This window comes from Rhodoferax sp., assembly GCF_018780565.1.
GTDB lineage: Bacteria > Pseudomonadota > Gammaproteobacteria > Burkholderiales > Burkholderiaceae_C > Rhodoferax.
In genome coordinates, this window is the sequence record NZ_JADMJN010000002.1 from 403,969 (window position 1) to 429,981 (window position 26,013).

A 26,013-nucleotide genomic window follows, 5' to 3' on the forward strand; every position below is an offset into this window, starting at 1 on the left:
ATGAAAACACAGACCAACATTCTGATCAAGGGTGGCCGGGTTATCGATCCTGTCAGCGGTTTTGATGAAATTGCAGACGTGGCCCTCGCCAATGGCGTGGTTCTAGCTATTAAAAATATAGCAAATGATTTTCAACCAAGTCAGACCATTGATGCCAGGGGCTGCATTGTTGCGCCGGGACTGCTGGACCTGGCGGTGCGGCTGCGCGAACCTGGCTATGAACACGCCCGCATGCTGGAGTCCGAAATGGCGGCCGCTGTCGCCGGTGGCGTGACCAGTCTGGTGTGCCCGCCCGATACCGAGCCGGTGCTGGACGAGCCGGGTCTGGTGGAGATGCTGCGCTTTCGCGCCGAAAAACTGAACCAGGCCCGCGTTCATCCGCTGGGCGCTTTGACGCGCAACCTCGCGGGTGAAACGCTCACCGAGATGGTGGAGTTGACTGAGGCCGGTTGTGTGGCCTTCAGCCAGGCCGAAGTGCCGCTGGCCAGCACCCAGGTCATGCAGCGTGCGTTTCAATACGCCAGCACCTTTGACTATGGTGTCTGGCTGCGTCCGCAGGAACTCTACCTTGGCAAAGGCGTGGCCGCCAGCGGTGCACTGGCCACCCGTCTTGGCTTGAGCGGTGTGCCGGTGGTGGCCGAGACCATCGCCTTGCACACCATATTCGAATTGATGAAGGTCACGGGTGCACGGGTGCATTTGTGCCGGCTCAGCAGCGCCGCCGGCGTGGCCCTGGTGCGCCAGGCCAAGCTCGACGGCTTGAAAGTCACATGTGACATCAGCATCAATTCCCTGCATCTGACCGATGCCGACATTGGTTACTTTGACAGCCGGGCCCGGCTCAACCCACCCTTGCGCCAGCAACGTGATCGGGATGCCTTGCGCGCAGCCCTGGCGGACGGCACCATCGATGCGCTGGTGTCTGATCACACCCCGGTGGATGAAGACGCCAAGGCCCTGCCGTTTGCTGAAAGCGAGCCTGGGGCTACGGGGGTTGAGCTGCTCCTGAGCCTGGCGCTCAAATGGAGTGTGGACAGTGGTGTTGGCCTGGCGCGAGCTCTGCAGGTGGTGACCAGCGGTCCCGCTGCTGTACTGGGTGCGTCATTGGGCAAACGCCAGGGACGGGTGGGTTGTCTGGTCGTGGGAGGTATCGCCGACCTGTGTGTCTTTGATCCCAAGGCTGCCTGGACGGTTGAGCCCGGCGCTTTGCTCAGCCAGGGCAAACACACGCCGTTTTCGGGCTACGAGCTGCCGGGTCGGGTGCGGTGCACCATCGTGGGCGGGCAGGTGGCGTTTCAGGCGCGATGAAACGCATCAAGGCCTGCTGGAAGCTTGGGCGTGCAGTCCTGCATATCCTTGGCGGCCTGCTCACCATTCTGTGGCGGTTTCCGCGCCTGTCCCAGGAACAAAAGGAAATACGCATACAGGTCTGGTCCCTGGAAATGTTGGCCTGCCTGGGGATCAAGCTGGTCGTCACAGGCCAGCCCGCCCGCACCGGTCCCATGTTGCTGGTGGCCAATCACATATCGTGGCTGGACATCACCTCCTTGCATGCTGCGCGTTACTGCCGCTTCGTGTCCAAAGCCGATGTGCGGCAGTGGCCGGTGATCGGTGCCCTGGCCGCCGGCGTTGGTACCCTGTTCATTGAGCGCGAATCCCGGCGGGACGCCATGCGCGTTGTGAATCACATGGCCGACAGCCTGCGTAATGGCGATGTGCTGGCGGTTTTTCCGGAAGGCACCACCAGTGATGGGGTGAGTCTGCTTCCTTTTCATGCCAACTTGTTCCAGGCTGCGATTTCGGCCAACGTACCGGTCCAGCCGGTCGCCATGCAGTTCATCGATCGGGCCAGTGGTCAACGCAGCCTCGCGCCTTGCTACATCAACGATGACACCCTGATGGGCTCCATCTGGCGCACCCTGACCGCGCCTGCCTTGTGTGCTGTCGTGACCTTTGGCGAGCCGCAGAGTGCACAAGGCCGAGACCGGCGCACGTGGGCCGCGGATGTGCGAAATTCCATCGCAGCGATGCGAGCCTAGTTCTGAGGGTTTGCTAGCTGGGCTTGGTGGTGTGTTCGCACGGCATGCGGCACATCTTCCCATCGCTGACCGGGCAATCCCGGTTGAATGTGACCACGTGGTCCACCTGGGGGCGAATGCCAATCCATTCACCAATCTTGTGGTCATGGTGGCTGGGCACATGCGCCATGACCGTGTCGCCGCTGGCCAGACGCAGGGTGTACAAGAACTCCGAGCCACGAAAGGCCTTGCGAAGGATTTCCGCTTTCACGGGGGCATCGTCATCGTGCACGATGTCATCGGCGCGCAACAGCACATCGCATGCGCCGCCAGAAAACGCGCAGGGCAGAGGGCATTCGGCTACATCCGTCAGATCGCCCAGGGGCGTCTGCACCACCACCTGATGATCAATCTCGCGGATCACGGCCGGTGCAAACACGCCATGCCCGATGAATTCAGCCACAAAGCGCGATGCCGGGCGATGGTAAAGCGTGTAGGCATCGTCCCACTGGTGTAGCTGTCCTTCGTGCATGACACCGATGGTGTCACCAATGGCAAAGGCCTCCAGTTGATCGTGCGTCACAAACAGCGCCGTGGTCTGTGCGGCCTTAAGAATGTTACGCACCTCATGGGCCAGACGTTCGCGCAGGTCCACATCCAGATTGGAAAAAGGTTCATCCAGCAGCAGCAGGCGCGGCTTGGGTGCCAGTGCCCGTGCCAGTGCCACCCGTTGCTGCTGACCACCTGAGAGTTCATGGGGGTAGTTCCCCTCCTGGCCCGTCAGGCCGACCAGATCCAGCACCTCGGCGACCCGCTCTGCGCGTGCGCTACGGGACAGGTGATGCAGGCCGAAGGCGATGTTGCGTTGCACGTTCAGATGCGGAAACAAGGCGTAATCTTGAAACACCATGCCAATCTGGCGCGCCTCGGGCGCCAGATGAAGTCCGGCACTGCTGACAATTTGGCCTGACAGCTTGACTGTGCCGGATGTCACCGGCTCCAGACCGGCTACCGCCCGCAACAGGGTGGTTTTGCCACAGCCGGACGGTCCGATCAGAACGCCGATGTCGCCCGCATGGAGGCCAAACGAGACGTCCCGCACGGCAGGCTGGCTGCGCCCGGGATAGGCGACACGGAGTTGGGATACCTCTAAGAACATGAAAATCATTGTAGATGCTTACAATTCTCATTTGCATAAAGTCGGATTCGCTCTTTTCATGTTTTTTCGCCGGCTTCGCCAATTTTTACTGTTGATCCTGACCGGGGCATTCATGCTGCCGGTGGTTGCGGTGTTTGCTTCGTGGCTGCCATGGGGTGAATCGGGTGCGGCTGCCGGCCAGATCCTGCGCGAGATGAGCGACACGGTGCTGCCTGATTACCTGGGAACAACGGTGCGCTTGTGCCTGATGGTGGCGGCCGGGGTGATGCTGGTGGGTTTGTCAGCGGCAGCCGCTGTCACGATGTTTGAGTTCCCGGGGCGGCGCGTCTTTGAGTGGGCCTTGTTGTTGCCTCTGGCCATGCCCGCCTATGTGGTGGCCTACGCGTACACCGACTTTCTCCAGTTCAGCGGGCCGCTTCAGACCTTTGTACGTTCCGTGTTGGGCGTCGAGGGCAGGGTGTTTCCCGAAATCCGCAGTCTGGGCGGTGCGGCCTGGGTCTTCACGTTCTCACTGTACCCCTACGTGTACTTGCTGGCACGCACTGCACTGGGCGAGCGAGCTGCGCACCTGATGGAAGCTGCGCGTTTGCTTGGTGCGCCGATGCGCCGGCGCATTCGCGAAGTGGCCTTGCCCCTGGCGCGCCCGGCTGTGGCCGCCGGGACGGCCTTGGCACTGATGGAGACACTGGCGGATTTCGGGGTGTCCAGCTATTTTGGAATCCAGACTTTCACAGCAGGTATTTACAAGGCCTGGCTTTCCATGGACAACCGCATTGCGGCGGCGCAGTTGGCCACCATGCTGTTGCTGCTGGTGGTTCTTTTGCTGGGTCTGGAGCACCACGCCCAAAAACGCATGCGCTTCTCCGTGACGCGTGGCGGACGTGCCGGCTCCCTTGATGCGCGACCTCATGCCTTGCAGGGACGCGCCAAATGGCTGGCTTGGTTGATATGTGGCTTGCCTGTGCTCATCGGTTTTGTGCTGCCGGTGTTGTTCATGCTTCGGCCCTTGGTGGCGGACTGGTCTGTTTTGTCCTGGGGGCAGTTTTTCATGTGGTCCCTGAACAGCCTGCGCCTGGGCGCCATCAGCGCAGCCCTTGCCGTGGGGCTGGCCCTGATGCTGGCGTTCAACCGACGCCGTCGCCCTGATCTGCCCACTCGACTGGCCGTACAGCTGGTCGCCCTGGGGTATGCCGTGCCAGGTGCGGTGATTGTTGTTGGACTGTTGCTGCCCGTTGGCTGGCTGCAGGCAGCGGCGCCTCAAAGTGGTGCGGGTTATGTGGTGACAGCAACCTCACTTGGGCTGGTCTGGGCCTACCTGGTTCGCTTTTGCGCAGTGGCTTTGCAGTCGGTGCAAAGCGGTTACGCACGTATTCCGGCGAGTTTTGATGACTCGGCCCGCATGCTGGGCATGGGAGATTTCGGCCTATTGCGGCATGTGCACTGGCCTCTGCTTCGGCGCTCGACGGCTGCCGCGGCCTTGCTGGTGTTTGTTGATGTGATGAAGGAGCTGCCTGCAACGCTGGTGCTGCGCCCCTTCAACAGCGATACCCTGGCGGTAGTGGCTTACCAGTTGGCACGCGACGAGCGTCTGGGCGAGGCAGCGCTGCCATCGCTTGCGCTGGTGTTGGTCGGACTGATCCCCGTGGTTCTGCTCAGCCGCACCTTGCGAGCCCCCTTGCGCTGATCGAATTGGCAATAAGCGTTTATATTCACACCCATGAAACCAACCCCCCAGCGCTGTCAAACCGGAGGTCCAGCATGGTGACTCGTGCGGAAAACGCATCTGCCAACGCGGTGACAGAACCCGATCAGGTGTTTGAATTGGCCGCTGAACTCTTTCGGGTGATGTCGGCGCCTATGCGGCTGAAAATCATCAGCAGCCTGTGTGACACCGAGAAAAATGTGGGCGAATTGTTGAGCGAAATCAGCACCACGCAGCCCAATATGTCCCAGCATCTCAACACGCTGTATCAGGCTGGCGTGCTTGGCAAACGACGCGATGGGGTACAGATTTTCTACCGAATCGTGGACGATCGGGTCGCAAGTTTGTGCCGTGCGGTTTGCCTGCAGATTGCCGTCGATGGCGAGCGCCGCAAGGATTGACGCCGTCTTCACTGCGGGTTTGTACCGTATCTGATTTTGATGGGCGCGACTTACGATTCATGTATATAAGACTCGACGAATAAATATCCATCGATCGATTCTGGACTCTGGTCGTCCCGGCTTTTGAATATTGCAAGGAGATAGCATGAACAAGTGGATCAAGGTAACCGTAGGTGCGGCGCTGGCCGTCGCGTCGGTATGGGCCAGTGCTGACGCATTGCAGGTGCGCAGCATGGCAGCGTCTTGTGCCAGCTGCCATGGCACCAACGGTGTCGCCCAGCAAGGCATGGAGTCGCTGGCAGGCCAGGCCAAGGAGGATTTGTTGAAGAAAATGCTGGACTTCAAGACGGGAAAGAAGCCCGCCACCATCATGCATCAGCTCTCCAAAGGTTATTCGGATGAGCAGCTCGCACAACTGGCCGCGTATTTTGCGGCCCTGAAAAAATAAGGGAGTACACCATGAAACGTCGTCAACTTGTACAAACCGTGGGTGCTGGTTCAGTGCTTAGTGCTTTGGGTACGCTGGGGCTGGTGTCAGGGTGTGCCAGTACCGGGACTGGCAGTGGGCCCAAAGTGGTGGTGGTTGGAGGCGGCTATGGTGGCGCCACCGCCGCGAAATACGTGCGCATGTGGTCAGACTACGGCATCAATGTCACGCTGGTGGAGCCCAATGCGTCGTTCGTTTCCTGCCCCATCTCCAATCTGGTTCTGGGTGGCAGCAAGACCATGGCGGATATCACAACACCCTATGACAACCTGGTTCGCCGCCATGGCGTCAATCTGGTGCGTGACATGGTCATAGCCATTGATGCAGAGAAGCGGCTGGTCAAGCTGGCCGGTGGCGGTGAACTGCCTTACGACCGGTTGATCGTATCGCCCGGCGTCGACTTCATGTGGGACACCTTGCCCGGCATGGCCAAGCCCGGTGCGCAGGACAAGGTGCTGCATTCATGGAAAGCCGGTGCTCAAACGGCCGCATTGCGCAAACAGCTTGAAGCCATGCCCGATGGTGGTGTGTATGCGCTCTCGATCCCGCTGGCGCCCTACCGTTGCCCGCCCGGCCCTTATGAACGTGCGTGCCAGGTAGCCCATTACTTCAGCAAGGCCAAACCCAAAAGCAAGGTACTGATTCTGGACGCGAACGATGACGTTACCTCCAAAGGTCCCTTGTTCAAAAAGGCCTGGGCCGAGCGCTACAAAGGCATCATCGAGTACCGCCCCAAGCACACCACGGTTGATGTGGATGCCGCTACCAACACCTTGAAGTTCGAGTTCAATGACGATGTGAAGGCTTCGGTGCTGAACGTGATTCCGGCCATGCGCGCGGGCGATATTGCGGTGAAAACCGGTTTGGCTACTGCCAACAAGCGCTGGTGCGAGGTGGATTTTCTGACCTTCGAGTCCAAGGCAGCGAAGAATATTCACGTGCTCGGCGATGCCATACAAATTGCGCCTGCCATGCCCAAATCGGGCCACATGGCCAACCAGCACGGGAAAACCTGCGCTGCGGCGGTGGTGGCCTTGCTGACAGGTCAAACACCTAACGACATGCCGATTTACAACAACACCTGCTACAGCTTTGTCAGCGATGAAGATGTGGTTCATGTGGCCAGCGTGCACCGCTACGATGCGGAAAAGAAAACCATGCTGACGGTGGCAGGGGCTGGTGGCGTTTCCAGCGCTGCGAATGAACTGGAAGGACGCTACGCCATGGCTTGGGCGCGCAACATCTGGGCTGACACGCTCGCCTGACGCCATGCTGGCTCTGGCTCAATGCGTCGCCGTCGTCATGTGCCTGGGCGCAGGCAGTGTTTGGGCGCAGGCCGATGAGGCCCGCGCCAAAAAAATTGTATCGGGGGTCTGCTTTGTGTGCCATGGGGCCGAAGGCGAATCCTCCAGTGAGGTATTTCCAAGACTGGCCGGCCAGCACTGGGAGTACATCGCCAAGCAGTTGGAAAACTTCAAATCGGGCAAGCGCAAAAGCACCGCCATGGCCGACATGGCGGCCAAACTCAAGCCGGATGAAATGGTGGCCCTGGGTAAGTACTTCGAGAAGAAGTCGTTACCCGCTGAACCTCCCAAGGATGCAGATCTGGCCGCTGTGGGCAAGTATGTTTTTCAGGTGGGCAACAAGTTCAGTGGCCTGGCTGCATGTGCCAGCTGTCATGGCAAGGACGCCCTGGGAACTGCGGCGTTGCCGCGTCTGGCCGGGCAGTACGCGCCCTATATCGAGGCGCAACTTCGGCAGTTTGACAAACGTGAACGGACCAATGACAACGCAGTGATGCACTCTATTGCGAGCAAGATGACGCCTTTGGAAATGGCAGCAGTGGCCGAATATCTGAGCGGCAAATAGCGCCAGCCTTCAGGGTGCGAGTGCGCCTCGCGTTGGCCCCTGGTTGGCGGGCAGCTCGCCGGCATCCGGGTCCAGCAGGCGATCTGTCAGGCCCGCCCCGGCCCACATGCCCAGCAGTGTGATCCATGCTGTTAGCGCAAAGATGGCGCCACCGGTCATGCCTGCACCCACCGCGCAACCGCCAGCCAGCATGGAACCAAAACCCATCAGAACGGCGCCCGCAATGTAGCGACGCATGCTGTAGCCGTCCTTGAACCCTTCAAGCTTGAGATCCTTGCCGATCCAGGCCCCTATGAAAGAACCTGCAAAGACGCCTGGAAGCAAGCCAAAATCGAAGCCGATGGCGGGTGATGGAAGGGACAAGACCCGCATCAACCATTCTGCCGAGGGGCCGCTGAAAGTCAGGCCCTGCACAGGCACAACCTGGAATGAATTGGCCGACACCTGGAAGCTGAACCACCATGCGGCGCCCACCATGAGGCCCACGCCGATACCACCGAGCCATTTCCACAAGCCCCAGCCACTTCGTATAGAAAAATACAGGGCTGCAGCAAACCAGATTAGGCCAAAGACCAGTCCGCCCCACGGGCCCGCACCGGTCAGGGCAAGCAGGTCGCGGGATGCCCCCCCTTCCACCGTCCACCAGGTGCTGATGGTGTTGCGCAAGGGGGAGAGGGCGCCAGACAGGGATGCCTGCGCCGTCACGGCAAAGATGAGACCGCTTAAAAGCGCACGCAGGTTGCCGTTGGCCGACAGTACCAACAGGCGACTGGCGCAGCCCCGCGTCATGATCATGCCGGCGCCAAACAGCAGTCCGCCAATCAGGGCGCCCGAGATGCTGCCCCGAGTCGCAATTTGGCGGGCCGAACTGATGTCCAGCGAATGTGTCAGCAGCAGCACTTGAACTGCCACCACAGCCGTTGAAAACGCCAACAACCAGACGGCGATCTTTTCACCCGGTTTTCCATGCCAGAACTCGATCACGGCGGCTCGAAGGCAAAACCTGGAGCGCTGGGCGAAGAAGCCAAAGCCGAGACCGATCACAAGGCCACCCAATGCCAGGATGAGGCCGTCACCATGCTTTTCGAGAAGGGTTGCTAAATTCAAAACAGCACCTGATAATTCAGTACTCGCTTATATTACTCCAAATGCAGATACACCAATCCATCTTCCGACGCCTGCGCATGCTTGCACTGGCAGGGGCCTGGGTGTTGATCACACCGTGGGCGAATGCAGAGGACATTCCGGTCATGACCGCACGGCAGGTGTCGCCTTCAGCCTGGTACGTCGAGGGGTTGCTGGCCGCCGGGTCTCCCGCCAATCAGAACTTCATCTCCAATGCAGGCTTCGTGGTCACGCCCCAGGGCGTGGTTGTGATCGACGCTTTGGGGTCGCCCGCTTTGGCGACACGGTTGATGGCTGCGATTCGAAAAGTCACTGCGGTGCCGATCACGCATTTGATCGTGACGCACTACCATGCTGACCATATTTATGGCCTCCAGAGTTTCAAGGCCGCCGGTGTGCGCATCGTGGCGCATCGTGCTGCGCTGGCCTATCTGAACTCGGATGCCGCCCGATTGCGCCTGAACGCGTCGCGCCAGGAACTCGCGCCATGGGTGGATGCGCAGACTCAGCTTGTGGAGGCAGACGAATGGCTTGATGGCGCCAGGGAACTCGTCGTGGGAGGCACAAGTTTTCAGATCAAGCCCATGGGGCCCTCGCATACGCCCGAAGACCTGGCAGTTTTCCTGCCCCATGAGAAGGTCCTTTTTGCCGGTGATCTGGTGTTTCGAAACCGGTTGCCATTTGTGGGGCAGGCTGACAGCGGCCACTGGGTCAGGGCTCTGGACGACTTGCTTGCCCTCCATGCAACGGTGATCGTGCCTGGACACGGCCCAGTGTCGAAAGATGTGCTTGAGGACATGCAGTTGACCCGCGCCTATCTGGCACACCTTCGTGCCACCATGGGCCAGGCTGCGAAGAACATGGAACCTTTTGAAGAGGCCTACCAGGCGGCCGACTGGACGCGCTTTGAGCAGTTGCCGATGTTCCGCTTCATCAACCGCATGAATGCCTACAACACCTATTTGCTCATGGAAAGAGACGGCAACTGATGCTGTCCAGGACTGGCATGGAGCGGCGCTGGGTCACCATGGCCGGCCTGGCGGTGGGAATGGGGTGTGTTGTCGAACCTGCCGGGGCCGCTCCGGTTGTGTTGCCCGCTTCGGTGTCGCTTCCAGATGAGCTGGCCCGTGCGCTGAAGAGCGGGCGTCCGCTCGTTGTGATGGTGAGCCTGGATGGTTGTGTATTTTGCAGGCTCACCCGGGAAAATTATCTGGGACCGATGCAGGTACAGCAGGGCTTGCCTGTTGTGCAGGTCGATATGCGGAGCACTCAGCCGGTCAGAAATTTTGCGGGTGCAGTGGTGACGCATGATGAACTGGTTCGGTCCTGGGGTATCAAGATTGCCCCTACGGTGCTCTTCTTTGGTTCGGGTGGCCTGGAGCTTGCTGAGCGTCTGGTGGGTGGCATGCTGCCCGATTTTTATGGGGCCTACCTTGACGATCGTCTTGAGCTTGCGAAAAAGAAGATTGCCCAGCCTTCAAGGCCGTAGACACAAGACAACTTTTTCTGCCAGACTCGGGTTTTTGGCTGGCAAGGAATGACGATGAAAACCCATGCTTTGGTGATGGCTCTGTCAGTGTTGAGTAGCGCAAGCATCGCATGGAGCCAAACGCCGGTCGAGTTTCAGGGGGCTGACCTTGCTCTGGGCGAAAAACTTATCGCCGAGAACAAGTGCGTGGCCTGTCACCAGGGTAAGGTGGGGGGGGATGGCAGCAGTATTTACAAACCTGCCGGGCGCATCACCACACCAGGGTTTCTGCGCGGTATGGTGGAGCAATGCAACACCGAGCTGAAGCTCAGTCTGTTTCCCGATGAAGTAACGGCGATCTCTGCGGTATTGAACCGGGATTACTATCGTTTTAAGTGAAAGTGATCAACCCGAAGGAATGGGGTAATCCCTAAGGTTGGTCGGGCAAAGATCATATATATTCGTAATTGCTGATGGAATGATTCATTCGATTTTTCCGGGGCAATGAACGAACGAATCTCAACAGGAGATGGTGTGAATCACGAAAATATACGCTCGGGAGCCATTCAAAAAGCGCCAGAGAATTTTTTGAGCAGGGACGGCATTCAAACGGTTGCGTCAGAAGCCCGACAGGGGCGGCGTGATTTCATGCGTACGGCATTTGCGGCGGCGGCAGCCAGCGCAGGTGCCTCTGCGGCGCTGGCGCAAGGCAATCCGGTGCCCTCTGCTGGCGGTGATCCGAATATTCTGAATTTACCTGAACACAGCAAGGGGCTGGGCCAGGGTGTGGCCACCGATGGCTACGGCAAGCCTTCCAGGTTTGAGGCCAACGTGCAGCGGCGCCAGAGCCCGGGCTTGACCCAAACGACGCAATCGTCCGTGTCTTTTGCGCCATTGCAGTCGCTGTTTGGCATCGTTACGCCCAGTGGCTTGCACTTCGAGAGACATCATCAGGGCTGGTGGGATGTGGATCCGTCCAAACATCGTTTGATGGTCAACGGCTCAGAGCCGGGCATGGTGAAAACGCCCAAAGTGTTCACGCTGGACGAGATCATGCGTTTGCCCGCCGTATCCCGTTTCCATTTCATCGAGTGTGGTGCCAACACCGGTATGGAGTGGGGCAATGTGGCTGTGCCCACGGCCCAGTATTCGCATGGCATGTTGTCGTGTAGCGAGTTCACGGGTGTACCCCTGATCACCTTGCTGGAGATGGCCGGTGCTGACCTGAAGCGTGGCAAGTTCGTGCTGGCCGAAGGGGCCGATGGTTCATCCATGACGCGCACCATTCCCATGAGTCAGATTCTCTCCGGTGAAGTGCTGATTGCTTATGGTCAAAATGGCGAAATGCTGCGTCCCGAAAATGGCTATCCGCTGCGGCTGATCGTGCCCGGTGTGCAGGGTGTGAGTTGGGTCAAGTACCTGCGCCGCATTGAAGTGGGTGACCAGCCCTATGCGACCAAAGACGAGGCCATCCATTACATTGATTTGATGCCTGATGGACTACACCGGCAGTACACCAGCATTCAGGAATGCAAAAGCGTGGTGACCACACCCTCCGGTGGTCAGGTGCTGTTGGACAAGGGCTTCTACAACATCACGGGGCTTGCGTGGTCGGGGCGCGGCAAAGTAAAAAAGGTGGATGTGTCCGTGGATGGTGGACGCAATTGGCGTTCAGCCCGGCTTGAGACGCCTGTGCTCAGCAAATGCCTCACGCGTTTCAATATCGACTGGGTGTGGGATGGCAAACCCACCATTATTCAGAGTCGCGCCAGCGATGACACCGGTTACGTACAGCCCAGTTACAAGCAGTCGCGTGCTGTGCGGGGTACGCGTTCGATTTACCACAATAACTCCATTCAGTCCTGGCTGGTGCAGGAAAACGGGGAGGTAAAAAATGTCCAGATTTCTTGAAGCCATTGCCGCCCTGGCTTTGCTCTGTGCGGCCGATTTGAGTGTGGCGCAGGGTGCTGCCAAATACCCAGGCGTGGGCCGTGCCGCCACAGCCAGCGAAGTCGCTGCCTGGGACATTGATGTGCGCCCTGATTTCAAGGGCTTGCCTGCGGGTTCTGGCTCGGTAGCCAAAGGGCAGGATGTATGGGAAAGCAAATGCGCCGCTTGCCATGGCGTGTTTGGTGAGTCGAATGAGGTGTTCAGCCCCTTGGTGGGTGGCACGACGGCCGACGATGTGAAGACCGGCCGTGTCGCCCGGTTGCTCGATGCTTCTTTCCCGGGACGAACAACCCTGATGAAAGTCGCCACCGTATCGACGCTGTGGGATTACATCAACCGCGCAATGCCCTGGTCGCAGCCCAAATCACTGACGCCCGATGAGGTGTACGCGGTAACGGCATTTTTGCTGAACCTGGGTGGCGTTGTGCCGGATGATTTTGTTTTGTCTGACAAGACCATGTCCCAGGCGCAGGCTCGGTTGCCCAACCGCAATGGCATGACCACTGCGCATGCGCTGTGGCCAGGCCAGGCCTTGGGCGGCAAGCGCGTACCGGATATCAAGGCGACCGCCTGCATGTCCAACTGCATTTCCGAGCCGAAAATTGCTTCATTCTTACCTGACTTTGCCCGCAACGCGCATGGCAATCTGGCGGAGCAGAACCGCGTGGTCGGCGCCCAGCATGGCGCGGACACCAACCGCCCTGAAGTCAAAGGCAAGGCTGCAATCGGTACGCCTGTTGTGGGTGCTGCCCCGCCTGTTGCCAAGCCGGTCACATCCGGCGCTGATGCCAGCAAGGCTGCGTTGAACCTGGCGGGGCAGAATGGCTGTACCGCCTGTCATGGTGTCAGCCAGAAGATTGTGGGGCCGTCGTTCGCTGATATTGGGAAAAAACATGCAGGTAAAGTGGACTATCTGGTCGGGAAAATCAGGGCCGGGGGCTCAGGTGTGTGGGGACCGATACCCATGCCGGCGCAGACTTTGAGCGAGGCGGATGCCAGGACCATTGCGACCTGGCTCTCCGCGGGGGCATCGAAATAGTGAAAAAATTGGTGGAACCGGTGGCTTCAATTGAAGTCCCACAAGGGGTATTCCCTGAATCGGCAAGAATCACGTTCAATTGGCATTGACTTAAACCAGAAGGAGCTCTTCATGCAAACCCGTCGCAAGACACTTAAACAAAGCGCGTTGGTCGCAGGCCTGCTCGCTGGCACCGGCCTGTTTCCACAATATGCCCTGGCTTTCAATGCGCCAGCATTTGAAGCCAAGAGCCTTGCCGAAGTACTCAAGGCCATTGGTGCGGGTGCCCCGCAAGCCAGCAAGGATGTGACCATTACCGCGCCTGACATCGCCGAGAACGGCGCCGTCGTTCCGCTGGGTGCTTCAACCACGCTGGCAGGTGTCAAGCAACTGCTGTTGCTCGTTGAAAAAAATCCGTCCGCGTTGATCGCCATGTTCAACCTGAGCGACAGCGTGGATGCCAATCTATCGACCCGCGCAAAGATGGGTCAGTCATCGGATGTGTATGCCGTGGCCATCATGAACGACGGCAAAGCCCTTTTTGCCAAGAAGGAAGTCAAGGTCACGCTTGGTGGCTGCGGCGGCTGATTGCCCCGATTTCATCGACATATTTTTTCAGAATCAGGAGTTCAAAATGGCAGATCCGATGCGCATTCGCGCTCAAGTAGCAGGCAGCAATGCCACCGTTCGTGTGCTCATGGGCCACGAGATGGAAACTGGTCAGCGCAAAGATTCCGCGGGCAAGATCATCCCGGCCTGGCACATCACCGATGTGACGGCCACGCTCAACGGCAAAACCGTTTTGACGGCAGAGTGGGGCCCGGCTGTGTCAAAAAACCCGTTCCTGCAGTTCACCATCAAGGGTGCCAAGGCGGGCGACAAGGTAGGCGTGTCCTGGAAAGACAACCGTGGTGACACACGTACTGACGAGGCCACAGTGTCCTGAGTGTCGCCACTGGCTTTGACAATGGTCCATAAATAGTAGATGGAGACAAGACCATGAAACAGACGAAACTGATCCTTGTGGCGGCACTGACCGGCGCACTGGCTCCGGGTGCCTGGGCACAGAAGTCGGCTGCCGACGGCATTGCCGAATACCGCGCCATGCTGGCTGATGGCAATCCCTCCGAGCTGTTTGAAGCCAAGGGGGAGGATCTCTGGAAGCAAAAGCGGGGCCCTAAAAAGGAGTCTCTTGAACGATGTGATTTGGGCAAGGGTCCGGGCATCGTCAAAGGTGCCTTCGTGGAGTTGCCCCGTTTTTTTGCCGACACCAGGAAGGTGCAGGATCTTGAATCGCGTCTCGTCACCTGCATGGAAACTCTTCAGGGTTTCAATGCGGCTGATATCGCAAAAACCCCCTTTGGTCGAGGCGAACAAAACAACGTGACCGCATTGGCCACCTGGATCTCGGGCGAGTCCAGGGGCATGAAATTCAATTTACCTCAAACAGAAGTCGCCGAAAAGACGATGTACGAAGTGGGCAAGCGCCTTTTTTTTGCACGTGGCGGCCCGCACGACTTTTCCTGTGCGTCCTGTCATGGTGAAGACGGCAAACGTATTCGTTTGCAGGACTTGCCCAACTTGACGCAGAACCCCGGCGCTGGCAGTGGCTTTGGCGCCTGGCCTGCGTACCGCGTCTCCAATGGTCAGATGTGGGGCATGCAGTTGCGCTTGAATGATTGCTATCGCCAGCAACGATTTCCCTATCCGCTGTTTGGCAGCGATGCGACCATTGCGCTGGGCGTGTACTTGGGTGTCAATGGCAAGGGCGGTGAGTCGATTGCACCCGCGATCAAGCGCTAAGGAGACTGAAGCATGAAAAAGATAACCCCCTATTTGACCTCGGTTGCCGTGCTGTTGATCGCTGGTTGTGCGGCCATGCCATCCGGGCCCGAACTGGACAAACTCACCGCCGACATTGTTCGTGCGTCTTTTCGTGACGAAGGGTTGGTCAAGATCGATCGCCTGGTTCAGGACGAGACCAATCGCGAGTGCAGTGCCGCCGATGTGGCTGGCAAACCCATTGATGAGAAGTTGGCCAAAACGATTGAAGCAGCCAACCTGAAGACCATCAAGTGGCCCTCTGACGGCAAGTTTCTCGGTGACTGGAAAGAGGGTGAGAAGATTGCCCAAAGCGGTCGCGGCCTGACCTGGACCGACGCACCTGGCCAGGCCAATGGCGGCAATTGCTACAACTGCCATCAGATTGACAAAAAGGAAATTTCCTTCGGCACCATTGGCCCGAGTCTTTACAACTACGGCAAGCTTCGCGGTGTGAGCGACCCCAACAGTGCAGCATCGAAAGCCATTGTGGAATACACCTGGGGCAAGATCTGGAATTCAAAAGCCTACAACGCCTGCTCCAACATGCCACGGGCTGGCCACTCTGGAATTTTGAATGAGGCCCAGGTGCGTCATGTGGTCGGTTTGCTGCTGGACCCGAAGTCGCCGGTCAATCAGTAGCCCGGTACCCGTACTTGCCCGGTTGTAAGCCGGGCTTTTTCGCTTCTCAAATATCAGTGATTGCAGAACCATGAATTTAAGCAAACGCGAGTTTTTTCAGGTGCTGGGTGCAGGCACCATGGCCGGTATGGGCTTGGGCACCTTTGCTGAAGCCGATGCCGCCACAGCGGCCAATGGCTTGTATGACATTCCGAAGTTTGGCAATGTTTCGTTTTTGCACATGACTGATTGCCATGCGCAACTCAAACCCATCTACTTTCGCGAACCCAACGTGAACCTCGGGTTTGGCAGCATGAAAGGCCAGTTGCCCCATCTGGTCGGGGAGCACCTGTTGAAAGTGGCCAAGGTTCGCCCTGGTACGGCGCAGGCCCATGCGCTGACGCACCTCGACTTTGAAAAAGCCGCCCGGCGCTATGGCAAGGTGGGTGGATTTGCCCATTTGGCCACGCTGGTCAAGCGCATGAAAGCCAGTCGGCCCGGGGCTGTTTTTCTGGACGGGGGTGATACCTGGCAGGGTTCAGGCACTGCGCTTTGGACCCAAGGCCAGGACATGGTGGAGGCCAGCAAGTTGCTGGGTGTTGACATCATGACCGGGCATTGGGAGTTCACCCTGGGTCAGGACCGGGTCAAGGAAATCGTCGACAAGGATTTTGCCGGCAAGATTGAGTTCATCGCGCAAAACATCAAGACCAATGACTTTGGTGATCAGGTCTTCAAACCTTATGTGATGCGTGAAATCAATGGTGTGCCTTGTGCCATCATCGGCCAGGCCTTTCCCTACACCCCGATTGCGAACCCGCGTTACATGGTGGCTGACTGGGGCTTCGGCATCCAGGAAGAGAGTATGCAAAAGACGGTTGACGAGGCGCGTGCCAAAGGTGCGCAAGTCGTCCTGGTGCTGTCGCACAACGGCATGGATGTTGATTTGAAGATGGCCAGTCGCGTGACCGGCATTGACGCCATCATGGGCGGCCATACGCACGATGGTATGCCGGTGGCCAGCATCGTGACCAACAAAAGCGGCAAGACCATCGTGACCAATTCAGGCTCGAACAGCAAATTTTTGGGTGTACTGGATTTCGAGGTTAAGGACGGCGCGGTCAAGGATTTCCGCTACAAGCTGTTGCCGGTGTTTGCCAACATGCTGCCGGCTGACAAGGCGATGGATGAGCTCATCACACGGGTTCGCGCACCTTACGAGGCTAAGCTGAATGAAAAGCTGGCGATCAACGACGGGTTTCTTTACCGCCGCGGTAACTTCAGCGGCACCGGTGACCAGCTCCTGCTGGATGCCTTGATGGAAGTGCAGGGCGCAGACATTGCTTTTTCGCCTGGCTTTCGCTGGGGCACCACGTTGCTGCCGGGGCAGGCCATTACCCGCGAATGGCTGATGGACATGACCGCCATTACTTACCCCTACACCACCGTGTCGGAGATGACGGGGACCACCATCAAAACGATTCTGGAAGACGTGGGCGATAACCTCTTCAATCCCGACCCTTATTACCAGCAGGGCGGCGATATGGTGCGTGTGGGCGGGCTTCAATACAGCTGCAATCCCACAGCGCCCATGGGCAAGCGTATTGATGACATGCGCCTGAATGGCAAGCCCGTTGAAGCCGACCGCAAATACAAGGTGGCGGGCTGGGCCCCTGTGTCTGAAGAGGCCAGGAATGCTGGCGGCAAGCCGATTTGGGACCTGGTCGAGCCTTGGCTCAAGGCCAAGGGCACGGTGTCGGCACGCAAGCTCAATGTGCCCAAGCTGGTGGGTGTGCAGGACAACCCGGGTTTTGTCGCATGACCGCCTGAAACAGTCTGCGTATGTCGGAAAAATTTACACAGGGAACGCTTCCCGACTGAATCCATCAAGAGTTGTCTGCATAAGCTCCTGTTTTCAAAGGATTTTCTTGATTTGGCTCAAGAATTGCGTGCTTGTTGGTAGCTGATCGTCCAGGGAGGATGTCTCGGCTAGCAACATCAACAATTACCTGAGACTCAAGATGCAATTCAAACGCCTTCGTTCCATTTTCTTGCCCCTTGTGGTGAGCTTGCCGCTGACTGCGCTGGCCGGCCCGTTTACCAGCATGTTCGTGTTTGGCGACAGTTTGTCCGATACCGGCAATCTGGCTGTTCTGGGAGGCGGGGTTTTGCCACCGCAGCCTCCGTCGTTCGGCTTCAATGGCCCCTACTATCAAAACGCCCAGCTGTCGAATGGTCCTGTGTGGATCGAGGGCTTGGCCGCTGGCTTGGGGTTAAGCAGCAACAATGCTGCGCCAGCGCTGATGGGTGGCAACAACTATGCTTTTGCGGGTGCTCGCACTGACACTGCGTTGACGCCTCCGGGGGTGTTGGCCCAGGCCGTCGGCCTGTGGGGAACGGGCTATGCCCCTTGGGGCTTGACCGGCCACGCCGCTGCCGATCCAAATGCCCTGTACGTGGTGGTTGGCGGTGGCAATGACATGCGTGATGCACGCTCAGCTGCGGGGGGTGACGCCAATTCTCGTCAGGCGGCTGCGGTGGCCGCGGTCTTCAACCTTCAGCAAACCATTGGATTCCTGTACGGGTTGGGTGCGAGGAATGTACTGGTTTCCACTTTGCCAGACTTGGGCTACACGCCGGAGGCGATCCATGCCAATCTGGTGGCGGAGTCGACAGATGCCACCCATCGTTTCAATGCACTGATTGGAACGGGCCTGATGGGGCTGGGTGCTTTCATGCCGGGCCTTCACATGAATCTGCTGGACATGGCGGGTCTGACCGATGACATCGTGGCCAATCCGGGTAGCTATGGCATCACCAACACCAATCAGCCGTGCCTCGGCTTTGGTTACCCCGGTCAAGAGGGCACGGTGAGCTGTGAGCAATCGGCGTTTGCGGATGTGCTGCATCCCTCTGCTCTGGTACATGGTCTGATTGCCCGCGCGGCGCTGGATGTGCTGGGTGTGCCCGAGCCGGACATGCTGGCATTGTTCGGGCTGGCAGTGCTGGCGCTGGTCGCGGCTCGTCGTCGGCGCATGGTTTGACCGTTCAGGGGCCTGATTCCCCGGACCCCTGAAAAATAGACGCGTCTTTGTTGGCGAGCGCACAGATGATTCTTTGACGAATGAATAAGCTGCAGTTGCAGGTCATTGTTTGACCTGCAATTTTTGTAATTCATTCCAAATTTTCGAGGAAAAGCATCATGAACAAAGACCAGGCCAAGGGCAGCGTCAAAAGTGTTGTCGGTAAAGTGCAAGCTGAAGCGGGCAAGCTGGTGGGCAACCGGGAGCTGCAAGCAGAAGGATTGAAAAATCAGCTCCTGGGCAAGGCGCAAACTCATTTGGGCGATGCCAAAGAGGCGGTTCAAGACATCAAAAAGGCTGTCAAATCCGTCCTTTGACAAACCCCAATTAACTCTTACTGGAGATTCACATCATGTACATCCGCACCGCACTCGCTGCCACCATTACCGCAGTTGTTCTGCTGACCGCTACAGGTTGCGCGGTCACCCGCGGTCAGGAAACTGTCGGCGCCTACATTGATGACGCTGGCATCACCACCCTGATCAAGTCACGCTTTGTTGAAAACACGTTGGTCGATGCTGCAGCCATCAAAGTGGAAACCCTCAACGGCACCGTCATGCTGTCTGGCTTTGCCAAGAATGCCACAGAGCGCAACACGGCCGAAGGCATCGCGCGTGGTGTCAGCGGCGTGAAGGCTGTCCGCAACGAGATCGCCATTCGTCCCTGAACGAGTCCGCCGCAGCAACGCCCCGGATTCGGTAACGACTCCCGGGGCGATTCAGTAGTAGTAGGATTCCCATGAAGGATCGGCATCTCTCCATGAAGTTGTTGGCTGGGACGTCGGGGCTCCCTCTGCTCATGGCCCTGGGACTCCTGTCTGCATCAGGCTGTGCAGCCATCCTCGCCGAGCTGAAGCGAAAATCCGGTGACATCGATGTGCTTGACAAGCATATTGCGCTTGAGCAGGCGATTGTTGGCCGTCCGCTGGTTCTGGGAAACAAGGTGACTTTGTTACAGGATGGCGCAGCCACTTATGCGGCGATGTTCGATGCCATTCGCACAGCCAGGGACCATATCAATATTGAGTCCTATATCTTTGAAGATGATGAGATCGGGCGGCAGTTTGCCAACCTGCTGTTGGAGCAACAAACCCGCGGTGTTCAGGTCAACTTGATTGACGACAGCGTGGGTGGGCTCAATACGCCCAAGGCGTTCTACGAGCGCCTTGCCTAGGCCGGTGTGGCGGTATTGGAATTCAATCCGCTCAATCCTTTGTTGGCCAAGAAATCATGGTTGATCTACAACCGCGACCATCGAAAACTGCTGGTGGTGGACGGCCGCATAGCGTTCCTTGGCGGCGTGAATCTGGACTGGCGCAGTTTTCTAGACAACGACGAGGTCAATGCGGTGGTGATCGGGCGTGAATTCAGCGCGAAGATGAAGACCATGTTTGACCAAGACCTGGCGGCATCTGAAGCGATTGACCAGGACCGCTGGGAAAAGAGACCCTTGACGATGCGCCTCAAGGAATGGATGGCGCGTCTTATCTGCGGCTAACAACCAGCAGCAGCCCACCAACCACGATGGCGCCAATGCTAACGAGAAGTGGAATATTGACAGTTTCCCGCTCCTGAACCTTGACCTCCAGCGGGCCTAGTTTCAATCCGGTGGTTTCCTTGGTGTAGCTGAAGCTGCCGTAGGCGAGACCGAAGCAGCCTGCCGCGATGAGGATGATGCCGATAAGTTTGGTGGGATTCATGGGGTGGTTTCTCCGTTAAAAATGGAATGGGTGGGGCACTGTTTGCACGGCGTTTCGGATGTTGAACTGGATCGGATTCATTGACAAGGCAACGATAGTTGAAATGCTTGTGCAGGTATGTGCGCAAGCGAACGGAAATACCCCGGCAAAGCCGAGGATGCCACTGGCACGGCGCCACCGAGTATCACGATTGGAACCGAATTGACCATCAAGAAGTAACTGAACTGCGCGGGCCTTATCGGCTTGGTCGGGCGGAGGCGGTCTCTTGCCGGTAACGCACATCCGACAGCAGGCGATCCAGTTCCTTCTTGACCACGGCATAGCATTCGCAGGCACGGACTTCCAGGCCGCAGCGGTCCAGCACACCGATGTGTCCCCGGCGGTAGCGAATGTAGCCGGCATTTTGCAGATTGCCAGCAGCTTCAGTCACGCTCTCCCGGCGGACACCGAGCATGCCCGCCACCAGTTCCTGCGTCATGATCAGGTCAGCCGACGGCAGCCGATCCAGCGTGAGCAATAACCACCTACAAAGTTGCTGCTCTATCGAGTGGTGCCGGTTGCAGACCGCCGTTTGGGCCATCTGGGTCATCAAGGCCTGCGTGTAGCGCAGCAGCAAACCTTGCATGAGCCCCGCGCGGTTGAATGCTTCCATCAGAATCCGACGCTCCAACCGGTAGGCATGGCCTGCGGTTTGAACCACGGCGGAGCTGGAGGTGGTGTCTCCGCCCATGAACAGGGAGGTGCCCACCACACCTTCATTGCCCACACCCGCGGTCTCTGCCGAAGCGCCGGACTCGGTGACGTAGTGCAGCGAGACGATCGAGGTGGTCGGAAAATAGGCATGGCGCAGTTGCGTGCCGGGTTCATAGAGCATTTGTCCAATCGCCATGGGAACCAGTTCCAGATGGATAGACAGGGGCGCGAACTCGGCCTCCGGCAGGGCTGCCAGCAGGTGATTTTGATTGGGGTCGTGGGGCGTGGACATGGCGATGTGTGCAAGCATTGCTGCTACTGATGGGCCGTGATTTCCACACCGATACCGCGGTATCCGAGGAATCGACATGCCTGGTTGAACATAGGCTCTCCGCTGACCCGAAACCTTTGTTCCGTACCGTCGGAATTGACGCGGCTGAAGTTGAAATCCAGAAAAGGCTGGCGTGCCGCGATGGTGCTCTGAAGCGCTCCGCGTTCCAGTTCATTCCAGCCTGTGCCGGGCCCGCTGCCGGTCGCGTCAGGCTGGCTCTCATCCTTGATGCCCAGCATTTGGAGGACGGGGCCGGAAACCTTGGTAAAACGGCCGTTCTCATCCTGCTCCCAATACCAGTCGGAGGCGAGTTCTGTCAGGCTGCGATAGCGCGCCTCGCTTTCGCGCAACTCTGCGGTTCGCTGCAGCACGGTCTGCTCCAGTATTTTGTTGAAGTCGTCGAGCTTTTTGTACAGCAAACGTACTTCCAGCATGTTGTGGATTCGGGTTTTGACTTCGACCAGATCAAACGGCTTGCTGACAAAGTCCTTGGCCCCTGACTGCAAGGCCCGCAGCTTGTGGCCTGGCTGGGCGGTCAGCACGATCACTGGCAGGTAGTCGTCAGCAGCATCGGCTTTCAGGGCCTCCATGACCTGGAATCCATCCAGAACAGGCATATTCAGGTCAAGCAAAATCAGGTCGTAGTGATGGGTGCGATGCAGCGCACAAACCTCCTGCGGGTTCATCGTTGATGTCACCCTGGTGTAGGCGGCATCTTGCAGCAGTTGTGTGAGCAATTGCACGTTGGATGCCTGATCGTCAACGATCAGGATGCTGGCGTTCAGAATATCGATGGTATTGAGCATGGTCTTTTTTCCTTTGTTGGTGGATGCGACCGAGCCTCAGCTCGCGCCATTTGAAGAGTTGTCCGACAGTTTCAGTTCGATCCAGAATACGCTGCCAACGCCAACGCCAACGCCAACGGTGCTTTGCACGCCGATGGCGCCACCCATCAAGCTCACCAGCTGTTTGCTCAGAACCAAACCAATGCCCGTGCCATCGGCACGATCAACAAGCATGCAACTCCCAGCCAAGTCAGTGATTTGTGGATGGATTTCAAGAAAAATGTGCCTCAGGGTTAACGCAACGCTTTTTGGGCTTTCGGCGAGACTCGATGCAAGTTGAAATGCTTATCCTGACTCGCACAGTCAGTTGTGCGGGAGGCTGCTCCATACCCTTATACGCGCTTCCCCTGCAATGCCACCAGCTCTTTTCACGGGTCGACGAATGGAGATGTGGGCAGGGAACAGTCCGGCCGCCTCGTTACACATAGCGTAGCGAGGCGGGCATGCGCGATCTGTGCGCTGTCGCACATAAGAATTTTTTGGGTTAAATGGGTCTCTAGCCCTCTGTTTTATTGGGTTTTAAGCTACTTTTACGATAGCAATCGAGGTGTTCTTCGGCAGGTGCACTGACAGATAGGTTGTTCGCACTTCACCTATTTGACGTTGGGTACGCCGGCGCACAGACCGGCCGCAGCAAGGCGGTAAGAATTGGCATTCGCCCGTGCTTGTGCCTGATGCGCAGTACGACTTGATTTTTATTTTTTGGAGAAGTTTGCCATGAACCTAGTTAAACGCATTTCATTGAGCTGGTCGACAGTGGTGTTGGTTTCGGTCATCGGCCTGGCGGGTTGCGCCGGCATGACGAGCCAGGAAAAGGGCACCGCCACGGGCGCTGTCATTGGTGGTGTTGCAGGCAATGTGCTGTGCGGTGGTCTACTCTGTACCGGTGCTGGCGCGGCTGTCGGTGGTGTTATTGGTCACGAGGTGAGCAAGCCTCGGTAAGAACGACGGCCCTGGCGTGCGGCGCCATCTATGCACAATGCCGGCTTTTGCCGGCATTGTTTTGTCTACCTCCCTTCCTTCTATTGCATTCCTGCCGCAGTGACCTGTGCCGGTACCGTGTCGGGCTCGGCACCTGGTGTGTTCACCAGCAGGCGTCCCGCTTGATGGTGGACCGGCGCTGACGCAGTGGCTGCAACCAATAGGATCAGCACCACGGCTGCGAGGATGAGCAAGAGGTTGAATGCGAAGAACATAGGTAATCCTGTTACGGGGAAGGTGGCGGCTCAGGCAGCGACGCGAATGTTGCCCGTCCACTGGCAGGAAAACCGGCTACAGCGGTAGCGTTGCGTCGGCATCAGAAAATTCAACAGACGGTCAGTCGGTCGTCGGGGAGTTCGAATCAGCTTTCCGCTGCATTCCGGACAGCTGTGTTTGCTGACGCTGACAAAGTCAGTGATCTCAGCACTCAGTTCCCTACGCTTCATGTCCAACTCCTTGTGATCTACGGTGAGAATTCATGACGGGACGATACGGAAAAAGTGGATGGGACTCTGTGCGCTGGGTCACGTAACGAAGAATGTGGAACTGCGATTTGAAATAGTGGAAAGAGTGGGCGAGCCGGCGTCATGTCCACAGCGCACGATTTTCTCGCCAGTGCAATGGCGCTCGCTTGGTTTGAATGGATAGCTTGCGATTTCTCAAATAGACAGATCAACAGCCACAGAGGCAGACTTGTCCTGTCAGATGGCCTGGCATATCCTGACCCGGGTGATTGGAACATCACCGTCAGATCAAAACCTGCTAGCTTTCAATGTCATTGGAGTTCATGATGCTTATCCGAACGCTGCTTGCGGCCACTATGACGGCCGTTGTCTTTATTGTTGCCACGGGTTGCGCGGTCACGCGCGGCCAGGAGAGTGTTGGTGCCTACATCGACGATGCCACCATCACCACGCAAATCAAGAGTCGTTATGTTGAGAACAAACAGGTTGATGCCGGGGCAATCAGCGTCGAGACGCTGAACGGCACTGTCATGTTGTCTGGCTTTGCCAAGAGTGCCACTGAAAGGAGCACTGCGGAGAGTATCGCGCGTGGTGTGAATGGCGTAAAGGCAGTCAGGAACGAGATCACGGTCCGTCCGTGAGTCTGTGCGGTGTCAGATCCGCTGCCATAGCCCTTGATCCGGACTTTTCAGCCCGCGAGGACGCGGGCTGTTTGAGCTTAGCGTGAACCTGTCACTGTCTTGGTGCCCTGCATCTCCACATCGACGCGGCGATCCGGTTGCAGGCATGCAATGACCTTGGTGCTTTGTCCGCCTTTGCAATCACCAGCCTTGGTAACCGGCTGTGTTTCGCCGTGCCCTGTTGCCTCGATACGGGTGGCAGCAACATTCTTGCTCACCAGATAATCCTTGACGCCAGTTGCGCGGCGCTCAGACAGCTTCTGGTTGTAAGCCGAGCCACCCAGTCGGTCTGCGTGGCCGGTGACCAGAATGACGTCATAGGAAGTGCCATTGAGCTGACGCACCAGATCGTCCAGCATTGTTTTGCCTTCAGGCTTGATCTCCGACTTGTCGAAGGCAAAGAGTGCGTCAGCAGAGAAACTCATTTTTTGCAGCGGCAATGCGGCTGCTACAGGTGCTGCGGCTGCCGGCGCGGGTGTGTACTCAGCGGCTTTGGGGGCGGGTGGTGAGAGCACGGCCACGGGTTTGATGCTTGGGTCGCAGGGCTCAACTGCTCGCGCAGGCGTCCAATCGCTGGTGTGCCAGCACAGGCCGCTTGCACTCGTGATGATGTTACCTGAGGCATCCATGACATAGCCCTGGTTCCTGGCGTCCTGGGCCATGGCGGTGGCGGGAATCATGGTGGCGGCAACAATGGCGGCCAATGCAAATTTCGTAATGGGTTTCATGGTGGTATCTCTCGGTTTTACTTTTTAACTGGCGCTTGATCTGCGAGGCATGACAACATGGAAAGCAGTGATCGCCGCCGGCTGTGGTGCTGTGCTTATCGCTGCCTCCACAGGTCAACAGCTTGAGGTTACGGCGCAAGGGCAGTGGCGTCTGTGTGCTGGCGAACGGATTGCAATGATTCGAAAACCTATGCTCCACAAATCCGAGCTACGGCGCGGAGAAGAACTTACCCCATCAAGGAAATTAAATGAAAAAACTCACGTTCAGTACCATCGCATTTGCTGTCTCTCTTGCCTTCGGCTCCGGCGCCATGGCGCAAGGCATATCCAAGAGCGAATACAAAACCGGCAAGGATACGATCTCGGCTGATTACAAAGCCGCCAAGACCGGGTGCGCAACGCTGTCCGGCAATACCAAAGATGTCTGCGTGCTTGAAGCCAAGGGCAAAGAGAAGATCGCCAAGGCGGAGTTGCAAGCCAGCTATAAGCCAAGTGTGAAAAACGCCTACGAGGTGCGCGTGGCCAAGGCCGACGCAACCTACGCAGTTGCCAAGGAAAAATGCGATGACCTGGCCGGCAACGCAAAGGATGTGTGTGTCAAGGAAGCCAAAGCCACTCAGGTTGCTGCCAAGGCTGATGCCAAGGCGCAGATGAAAGTGACGGATGCAAACAAGGCTGCCGACGAAAAATCTTCCGACGCGCGCGCCAAGGCGAGTAGTGAAACTCTTGACGCCCGCAACCAGGCGGCCACTGACAAACTGGATGCCCAATATAAAGTGGAAAAGGAAAAGTGCGACACCTTCTCCGGGAACGCCAAGGATAACTGCCTTGCCCAGGCCAAGGTGCGTTTCGGCAAATCCTGATTTTCTT

The 26,013-nt window shown here is 57.8% G+C and carries 33 protein-coding genes; 25 read left to right on the forward strand and 8 right to left on the reverse strand.

Annotated elements, in window-relative coordinates:
- A complete protein-coding gene (locus IV109_RS02275) occupies window positions 1-1,308 on the forward strand; it encodes a dihydroorotase (protein WP_296691544.1) in 1,308 nt (435 codons plus the stop codon).
- The gene (locus IV109_RS02280) at window positions 1,305-2,039 is read left to right on the forward strand and encodes a lysophospholipid acyltransferase family protein (protein ID WP_296691546.1); all 735 of its coding nucleotides are present in this window, start codon (window positions 1,305-1,307) and stop codon (window positions 2,037-2,039) included. Before IV109_RS02275 ends, IV109_RS02280 begins: the two co-directional genes overlap by 4 nt.
- 13 nt (window positions 2,040-2,052) lie before the next feature.
- Here IV109_RS02280 and IV109_RS02285 read toward each other — a convergent pair whose 3' ends face one another.
- Window positions 2,053-3,177 carry an ABC transporter ATP-binding protein gene (locus IV109_RS02285; protein WP_296691548.1) on the reverse strand — a complete coding sequence of 375 codons (1,125 nt, stop codon included), beginning with the start codon at window positions 3,175-3,177 and terminating at the stop codon, window positions 2,053-2,055.
- Window positions 3,178-3,289: 112 nt separating this feature from the next.
- On the opposite strand from IV109_RS02285, the gene IV109_RS02290 reads away from it, so the two are divergent.
- The 5 genes from IV109_RS02290 to IV109_RS02310 all read left to right on the forward strand — a co-directional run bounded on the left by IV109_RS02290 (window position 3,290) and on the right by IV109_RS02310 (window position 7,636).
- Window positions 3,290-4,861 (forward strand): iron ABC transporter permease, encoded by a 1,572-nt coding sequence (locus IV109_RS02290; protein WP_296691550.1) that lies wholly within the window; start codon window positions 3,290-3,292, stop codon window positions 4,859-4,861.
- 74 nt (window positions 4,862-4,935) lie between these two features.
- Entirely contained in the window at window positions 4,936-5,280 is a 345-nt protein-coding gene (locus IV109_RS02295; RefSeq protein WP_296691551.1) for a metalloregulator ArsR/SmtB family transcription factor, read from the forward strand.
- 145 nt (window positions 5,281-5,425) lie between these two features.
- Window positions 5,426-5,728 (forward strand): c-type cytochrome, encoded by a 303-nt coding sequence (locus IV109_RS02300; protein WP_296691552.1) that lies wholly within the window; start codon window positions 5,426-5,428, stop codon window positions 5,726-5,728.
- An 11-nt stretch (window positions 5,729-5,739) separates the two neighbouring features.
- Window positions 5,740-7,032, forward strand: coding sequence for an NAD(P)/FAD-dependent oxidoreductase (locus IV109_RS02305; RefSeq protein ID WP_296691554.1), 1,293 nt, complete (start codon window positions 5,740-5,742; stop codon window positions 7,030-7,032).
- 4 nt (window positions 7,033-7,036) lie between these two features.
- Entirely contained in the window at window positions 7,037-7,636 is a 600-nt protein-coding gene (locus IV109_RS02310) for a c-type cytochrome (RefSeq protein ID WP_296691557.1), read from the forward strand.
- 9 nt (window positions 7,637-7,645) lie between these two features.
- Here IV109_RS02310 and IV109_RS02315 read toward each other — a convergent pair whose 3' ends face one another.
- The gene (locus tag IV109_RS02315) at window positions 7,646-8,743 is read right to left on the reverse strand and encodes a YeeE/YedE family protein (protein WP_296691558.1); all 1,098 of its coding nucleotides are present in this window, start codon (window positions 8,741-8,743) and stop codon (window positions 7,646-7,648) included.
- Between the two features lie 41 nt (window positions 8,744-8,784).
- Here IV109_RS02315 and IV109_RS02320 point away from each other — a divergent pair, with 41 nt between their 5' ends.
- From IV109_RS02320 to IV109_RS19090, 15 genes are all read left to right on the forward strand, one after another.
- Entirely contained in the window at window positions 8,785-9,750 is a 966-nt protein-coding gene (locus IV109_RS02320) for an MBL fold metallo-hydrolase (RefSeq protein ID WP_366834217.1), read from the forward strand.
- Window positions 9,750-10,250 carry a thioredoxin fold domain-containing protein gene (locus tag IV109_RS02325; protein WP_296691560.1) on the forward strand — a complete coding sequence of 167 codons (501 nt, stop codon included), beginning with the start codon at window positions 9,750-9,752 and terminating at the stop codon, window positions 10,248-10,250. Before IV109_RS02320 ends, IV109_RS02325 begins: the two co-directional genes overlap by 1 nt.
- A gap of 54 nt (window positions 10,251-10,304) precedes the next feature.
- Complete coding sequence (locus tag IV109_RS02330; RefSeq protein WP_296691562.1) at window positions 10,305-10,628, forward strand: hypothetical protein; 324 nt, start codon at window positions 10,305-10,307, stop codon at window positions 10,626-10,628.
- Between the two features lie 105 nt (window positions 10,629-10,733).
- Window positions 10,734-12,140 (forward strand): sulfite dehydrogenase, encoded by a 1,407-nt coding sequence (gene soxC / locus IV109_RS02335; protein WP_296691564.1) that lies wholly within the window; start codon window positions 10,734-10,736, stop codon window positions 12,138-12,140.
- On the forward strand, window positions 12,124-13,218 hold the full coding sequence (locus IV109_RS02340; protein WP_296691567.1) for a c-type cytochrome: 1,095 nt from the start codon (window positions 12,124-12,126) through the stop codon (window positions 13,216-13,218). Before soxC ends, IV109_RS02340 begins: the two co-directional genes overlap by 17 nt.
- A gap of 111 nt (window positions 13,219-13,329) precedes the next feature.
- Entirely contained in the window at window positions 13,330-13,785 is a 456-nt protein-coding gene (gene soxY / locus IV109_RS02345; RefSeq protein WP_296691570.1) for a thiosulfate oxidation carrier protein SoxY, read from the forward strand.
- Window positions 13,786-13,831: 46 nt separating this feature from the next.
- A complete protein-coding gene (gene soxZ / locus IV109_RS02350; protein ID WP_296691571.1) occupies window positions 13,832-14,143 on the forward strand; it encodes a thiosulfate oxidation carrier complex protein SoxZ in 312 nt (103 codons plus the stop codon).
- Between the two features lie 53 nt (window positions 14,144-14,196).
- Window positions 14,197-15,000, forward strand: coding sequence for a sulfur oxidation c-type cytochrome SoxA (gene soxA, locus IV109_RS02355; RefSeq protein ID WP_296691573.1), 804 nt, complete (start codon window positions 14,197-14,199; stop codon window positions 14,998-15,000).
- 12 nt (window positions 15,001-15,012) lie between these two features.
- Window positions 15,013-15,660, forward strand: coding sequence for a sulfur oxidation c-type cytochrome SoxX (gene soxX / locus IV109_RS02360; protein WP_296691574.1), 648 nt, complete (start codon window positions 15,013-15,015; stop codon window positions 15,658-15,660).
- 70 nt (window positions 15,661-15,730) lie between these two features.
- Entirely contained in the window at window positions 15,731-17,461 is a 1,731-nt protein-coding gene (gene soxB, locus IV109_RS02365) for a thiosulfohydrolase SoxB (protein WP_296691576.1), read from the forward strand.
- Between the two features lie 199 nt (window positions 17,462-17,660).
- On the forward strand, window positions 17,661-18,683 hold the full coding sequence (locus IV109_RS02370; RefSeq protein ID WP_296691579.1) for an SGNH/GDSL hydrolase family protein: 1,023 nt from the start codon (window positions 17,661-17,663) through the stop codon (window positions 18,681-18,683).
- A gap of 158 nt (window positions 18,684-18,841) precedes the next feature.
- Window positions 18,842-19,039, forward strand: coding sequence for a CsbD family protein (locus IV109_RS02375; protein WP_296691582.1), 198 nt, complete (start codon window positions 18,842-18,844; stop codon window positions 19,037-19,039).
- A gap of 35 nt (window positions 19,040-19,074) precedes the next feature.
- Window positions 19,075-19,389, forward strand: a complete 315-nt coding sequence (locus tag IV109_RS02380; RefSeq protein WP_296691585.1) for a BON domain-containing protein — start codon at window positions 19,075-19,077, stop codon at window positions 19,387-19,389.
- Window positions 19,390-19,481: 92 nt separating this feature from the next.
- The gene (locus IV109_RS19085; protein WP_366834218.1) at window positions 19,482-19,895 is read left to right on the forward strand and encodes a hypothetical protein; all 414 of its coding nucleotides are present in this window, start codon (window positions 19,482-19,484) and stop codon (window positions 19,893-19,895) included.
- A 6-nt stretch (window positions 19,896-19,901) separates the two neighbouring features.
- Entirely contained in the window at window positions 19,902-20,219 is a 318-nt protein-coding gene (locus IV109_RS19090) for a phospholipase D-like domain-containing protein (protein ID WP_366834219.1), read from the forward strand.
- Here the strand turns inward: IV109_RS19090 and IV109_RS02390 are convergent.
- The 4 genes from IV109_RS02390 to IV109_RS02405 all read right to left on the reverse strand — a co-directional run bounded on the left by IV109_RS02390 (window position 20,206) and on the right by IV109_RS02405 (window position 22,464).
- Window positions 20,206-20,421 carry a hypothetical protein gene (locus IV109_RS02390; RefSeq protein ID WP_296691587.1) on the reverse strand — a complete coding sequence of 72 codons (216 nt, stop codon included), beginning with the start codon at window positions 20,419-20,421 and terminating at the stop codon, window positions 20,206-20,208. The genes IV109_RS19090 and IV109_RS02390 overlap by 14 nt on opposite strands.
- A gap of 235 nt (window positions 20,422-20,656) precedes the next feature.
- Complete coding sequence (locus IV109_RS02395) at window positions 20,657-21,406, reverse strand: Crp/Fnr family transcriptional regulator (RefSeq protein ID WP_296691590.1); 750 nt, start codon at window positions 21,404-21,406, stop codon at window positions 20,657-20,659.
- Window positions 21,407-21,429: 23 nt separating this feature from the next.
- The gene (locus IV109_RS02400) at window positions 21,430-22,251 is read right to left on the reverse strand and encodes a response regulator (RefSeq protein WP_296691592.1); all 822 of its coding nucleotides are present in this window, start codon (window positions 22,249-22,251) and stop codon (window positions 21,430-21,432) included.
- Between the two features lie 36 nt (window positions 22,252-22,287).
- The gene (locus IV109_RS02405; RefSeq protein WP_296691594.1) at window positions 22,288-22,464 is read right to left on the reverse strand and encodes an ATP-binding protein; all 177 of its coding nucleotides are present in this window, start codon (window positions 22,462-22,464) and stop codon (window positions 22,288-22,290) included.
- A gap of 543 nt (window positions 22,465-23,007) precedes the next feature.
- On the opposite strand from IV109_RS02405, the gene IV109_RS02410 reads away from it, so the two are divergent.
- Complete coding sequence (locus IV109_RS02410) at window positions 23,008-23,232, forward strand: glycine zipper 2TM domain-containing protein (RefSeq protein ID WP_296691597.1); 225 nt, start codon at window positions 23,008-23,010, stop codon at window positions 23,230-23,232.
- A gap of 80 nt (window positions 23,233-23,312) precedes the next feature.
- On the opposite strand, the gene IV109_RS02415 is transcribed toward IV109_RS02410, so the two are convergent.
- Window positions 23,313-23,486 (reverse strand): hypothetical protein, encoded by a 174-nt coding sequence (locus IV109_RS02415; RefSeq protein ID WP_296691598.1) that lies wholly within the window; start codon window positions 23,484-23,486, stop codon window positions 23,313-23,315.
- A 575-nt stretch (window positions 23,487-24,061) separates the two neighbouring features.
- On the opposite strand from IV109_RS02415, the gene IV109_RS02420 reads away from it, so the two are divergent.
- A complete protein-coding gene (locus IV109_RS02420) occupies window positions 24,062-24,376 on the forward strand; it encodes a BON domain-containing protein (protein ID WP_296691600.1) in 315 nt (104 codons plus the stop codon).
- 77 nt (window positions 24,377-24,453) lie between these two features.
- Here IV109_RS02420 and IV109_RS02425 read toward each other — a convergent pair whose 3' ends face one another.
- Window positions 24,454-25,143, reverse strand: a complete 690-nt coding sequence (locus IV109_RS02425) for an OmpA family protein (RefSeq protein WP_296691602.1) — start codon at window positions 25,141-25,143, stop codon at window positions 24,454-24,456.
- A 248-nt stretch (window positions 25,144-25,391) separates the two neighbouring features.
- Between IV109_RS02425 and IV109_RS02430 the strand changes: the two genes are divergently transcribed.
- Complete coding sequence (locus tag IV109_RS02430) at window positions 25,392-26,006, forward strand: hypothetical protein (RefSeq protein ID WP_296691604.1); 615 nt, start codon at window positions 25,392-25,394, stop codon at window positions 26,004-26,006.
- Window positions 26,007-26,013 lie beyond the last annotated feature (7 nt).

Bases quoted from the DNA above. Each gene is read 5' to 3' on its own strand.
- IV109_RS02275 (WP_296691544.1), top strand. From the start codon at position 1: ATGAAAACACAGACCAACATTCTGATCAAGGGTGGCCGGGTTATCGAT.
- IV109_RS02280 (WP_296691546.1), top strand. From the start codon at position 1,305: ATGAAACGCATCAAGGCCTGCTGGAAGCTTGGGCGTGCAGTCCTGCAT.
- IV109_RS02285 (WP_296691548.1), bottom strand. From the start codon at position 3,177: ATGTTCTTAGAGGTATCCCAACTCCGTGTCGCCTATCCCGGGCGCAGC.
- IV109_RS02290 (WP_296691550.1), top strand. From the start codon at position 3,290: ATGCTGCCGGTGGTTGCGGTGTTTGCTTCGTGGCTGCCATGGGGTGAA.
- IV109_RS02295 (WP_296691551.1), top strand. From the start codon at position 4,936: ATGGTGACTCGTGCGGAAAACGCATCTGCCAACGCGGTGACAGAACCC.
- IV109_RS02300 (WP_296691552.1), top strand. From the start codon at position 5,426: ATGAACAAGTGGATCAAGGTAACCGTAGGTGCGGCGCTGGCCGTCGCG.
- IV109_RS02305 (WP_296691554.1), top strand. From the start codon at position 5,740: ATGAAACGTCGTCAACTTGTACAAACCGTGGGTGCTGGTTCAGTGCTT.
- IV109_RS02310 (WP_296691557.1), top strand. From the start codon at position 7,037: ATGCTGGCTCTGGCTCAATGCGTCGCCGTCGTCATGTGCCTGGGCGCA.
- IV109_RS02320 (WP_366834217.1), top strand. From the start codon at position 8,785: ATGCAGATACACCAATCCATCTTCCGACGCCTGCGCATGCTTGCACTG.
- IV109_RS02325 (WP_296691560.1), top strand. From the start codon at position 9,750: ATGCTGTCCAGGACTGGCATGGAGCGGCGCTGGGTCACCATGGCCGGC.
- IV109_RS02330 (WP_296691562.1), top strand. From the start codon at position 10,305: ATGAAAACCCATGCTTTGGTGATGGCTCTGTCAGTGTTGAGTAGCGCA.
- soxC (WP_296691564.1), top strand. From the start codon at position 10,734: ATGAACGAACGAATCTCAACAGGAGATGGTGTGAATCACGAAAATATA.
- IV109_RS02340 (WP_296691567.1), top strand. From the start codon at position 12,124: ATGTCCAGATTTCTTGAAGCCATTGCCGCCCTGGCTTTGCTCTGTGCG.
- soxY (WP_296691570.1), top strand. From the start codon at position 13,330: ATGCAAACCCGTCGCAAGACACTTAAACAAAGCGCGTTGGTCGCAGGC.
- soxZ (WP_296691571.1), top strand. From the start codon at position 13,832: ATGGCAGATCCGATGCGCATTCGCGCTCAAGTAGCAGGCAGCAATGCC.
- soxA (WP_296691573.1), top strand. From the start codon at position 14,197: ATGAAACAGACGAAACTGATCCTTGTGGCGGCACTGACCGGCGCACTG.
- soxX (WP_296691574.1), top strand. From the start codon at position 15,013: ATGAAAAAGATAACCCCCTATTTGACCTCGGTTGCCGTGCTGTTGATC.
- soxB (WP_296691576.1), top strand. From the start codon at position 15,731: ATGAATTTAAGCAAACGCGAGTTTTTTCAGGTGCTGGGTGCAGGCACC.
- IV109_RS02370 (WP_296691579.1), top strand. From the start codon at position 17,661: ATGCAATTCAAACGCCTTCGTTCCATTTTCTTGCCCCTTGTGGTGAGC.
- IV109_RS02375 (WP_296691582.1), top strand. From the start codon at position 18,842: ATGAACAAAGACCAGGCCAAGGGCAGCGTCAAAAGTGTTGTCGGTAAA.
- IV109_RS02380 (WP_296691585.1), top strand. From the start codon at position 19,075: ATGTACATCCGCACCGCACTCGCTGCCACCATTACCGCAGTTGTTCTG.
- IV109_RS19085 (WP_366834218.1), top strand. From the start codon at position 19,482: ATGAAGTTGTTGGCTGGGACGTCGGGGCTCCCTCTGCTCATGGCCCTG.
- IV109_RS02390 (WP_296691587.1), bottom strand. From the start codon at position 20,421: ATGAATCCCACCAAACTTATCGGCATCATCCTCATCGCGGCAGGCTGC.
- IV109_RS02395 (WP_296691590.1), bottom strand. From the start codon at position 21,406: ATGTCCACGCCCCACGACCCCAATCAAAATCACCTGCTGGCAGCCCTG.
- IV109_RS02400 (WP_296691592.1), bottom strand. From the start codon at position 22,251: ATGCTCAATACCATCGATATTCTGAACGCCAGCATCCTGATCGTTGAC.
- IV109_RS02405 (WP_296691594.1), bottom strand. From the start codon at position 22,464: ATGCTTGTTGATCGTGCCGATGGCACGGGCATTGGTTTGGTTCTGAGC.
- IV109_RS02410 (WP_296691597.1), top strand. From the start codon at position 23,008: ATGAACCTAGTTAAACGCATTTCATTGAGCTGGTCGACAGTGGTGTTG.
- IV109_RS02415 (WP_296691598.1), bottom strand. From the start codon at position 23,486: ATGTTCTTCGCATTCAACCTCTTGCTCATCCTCGCAGCCGTGGTGCTG.
- IV109_RS02420 (WP_296691600.1), top strand. From the start codon at position 24,062: ATGCTTATCCGAACGCTGCTTGCGGCCACTATGACGGCCGTTGTCTTT.
- IV109_RS02425 (WP_296691602.1), bottom strand. From the start codon at position 25,143: ATGAAACCCATTACGAAATTTGCATTGGCCGCCATTGTTGCCGCCACC.
- IV109_RS02430 (WP_296691604.1), top strand. From the start codon at position 25,392: ATGAAAAAACTCACGTTCAGTACCATCGCATTTGCTGTCTCTCTTGCC.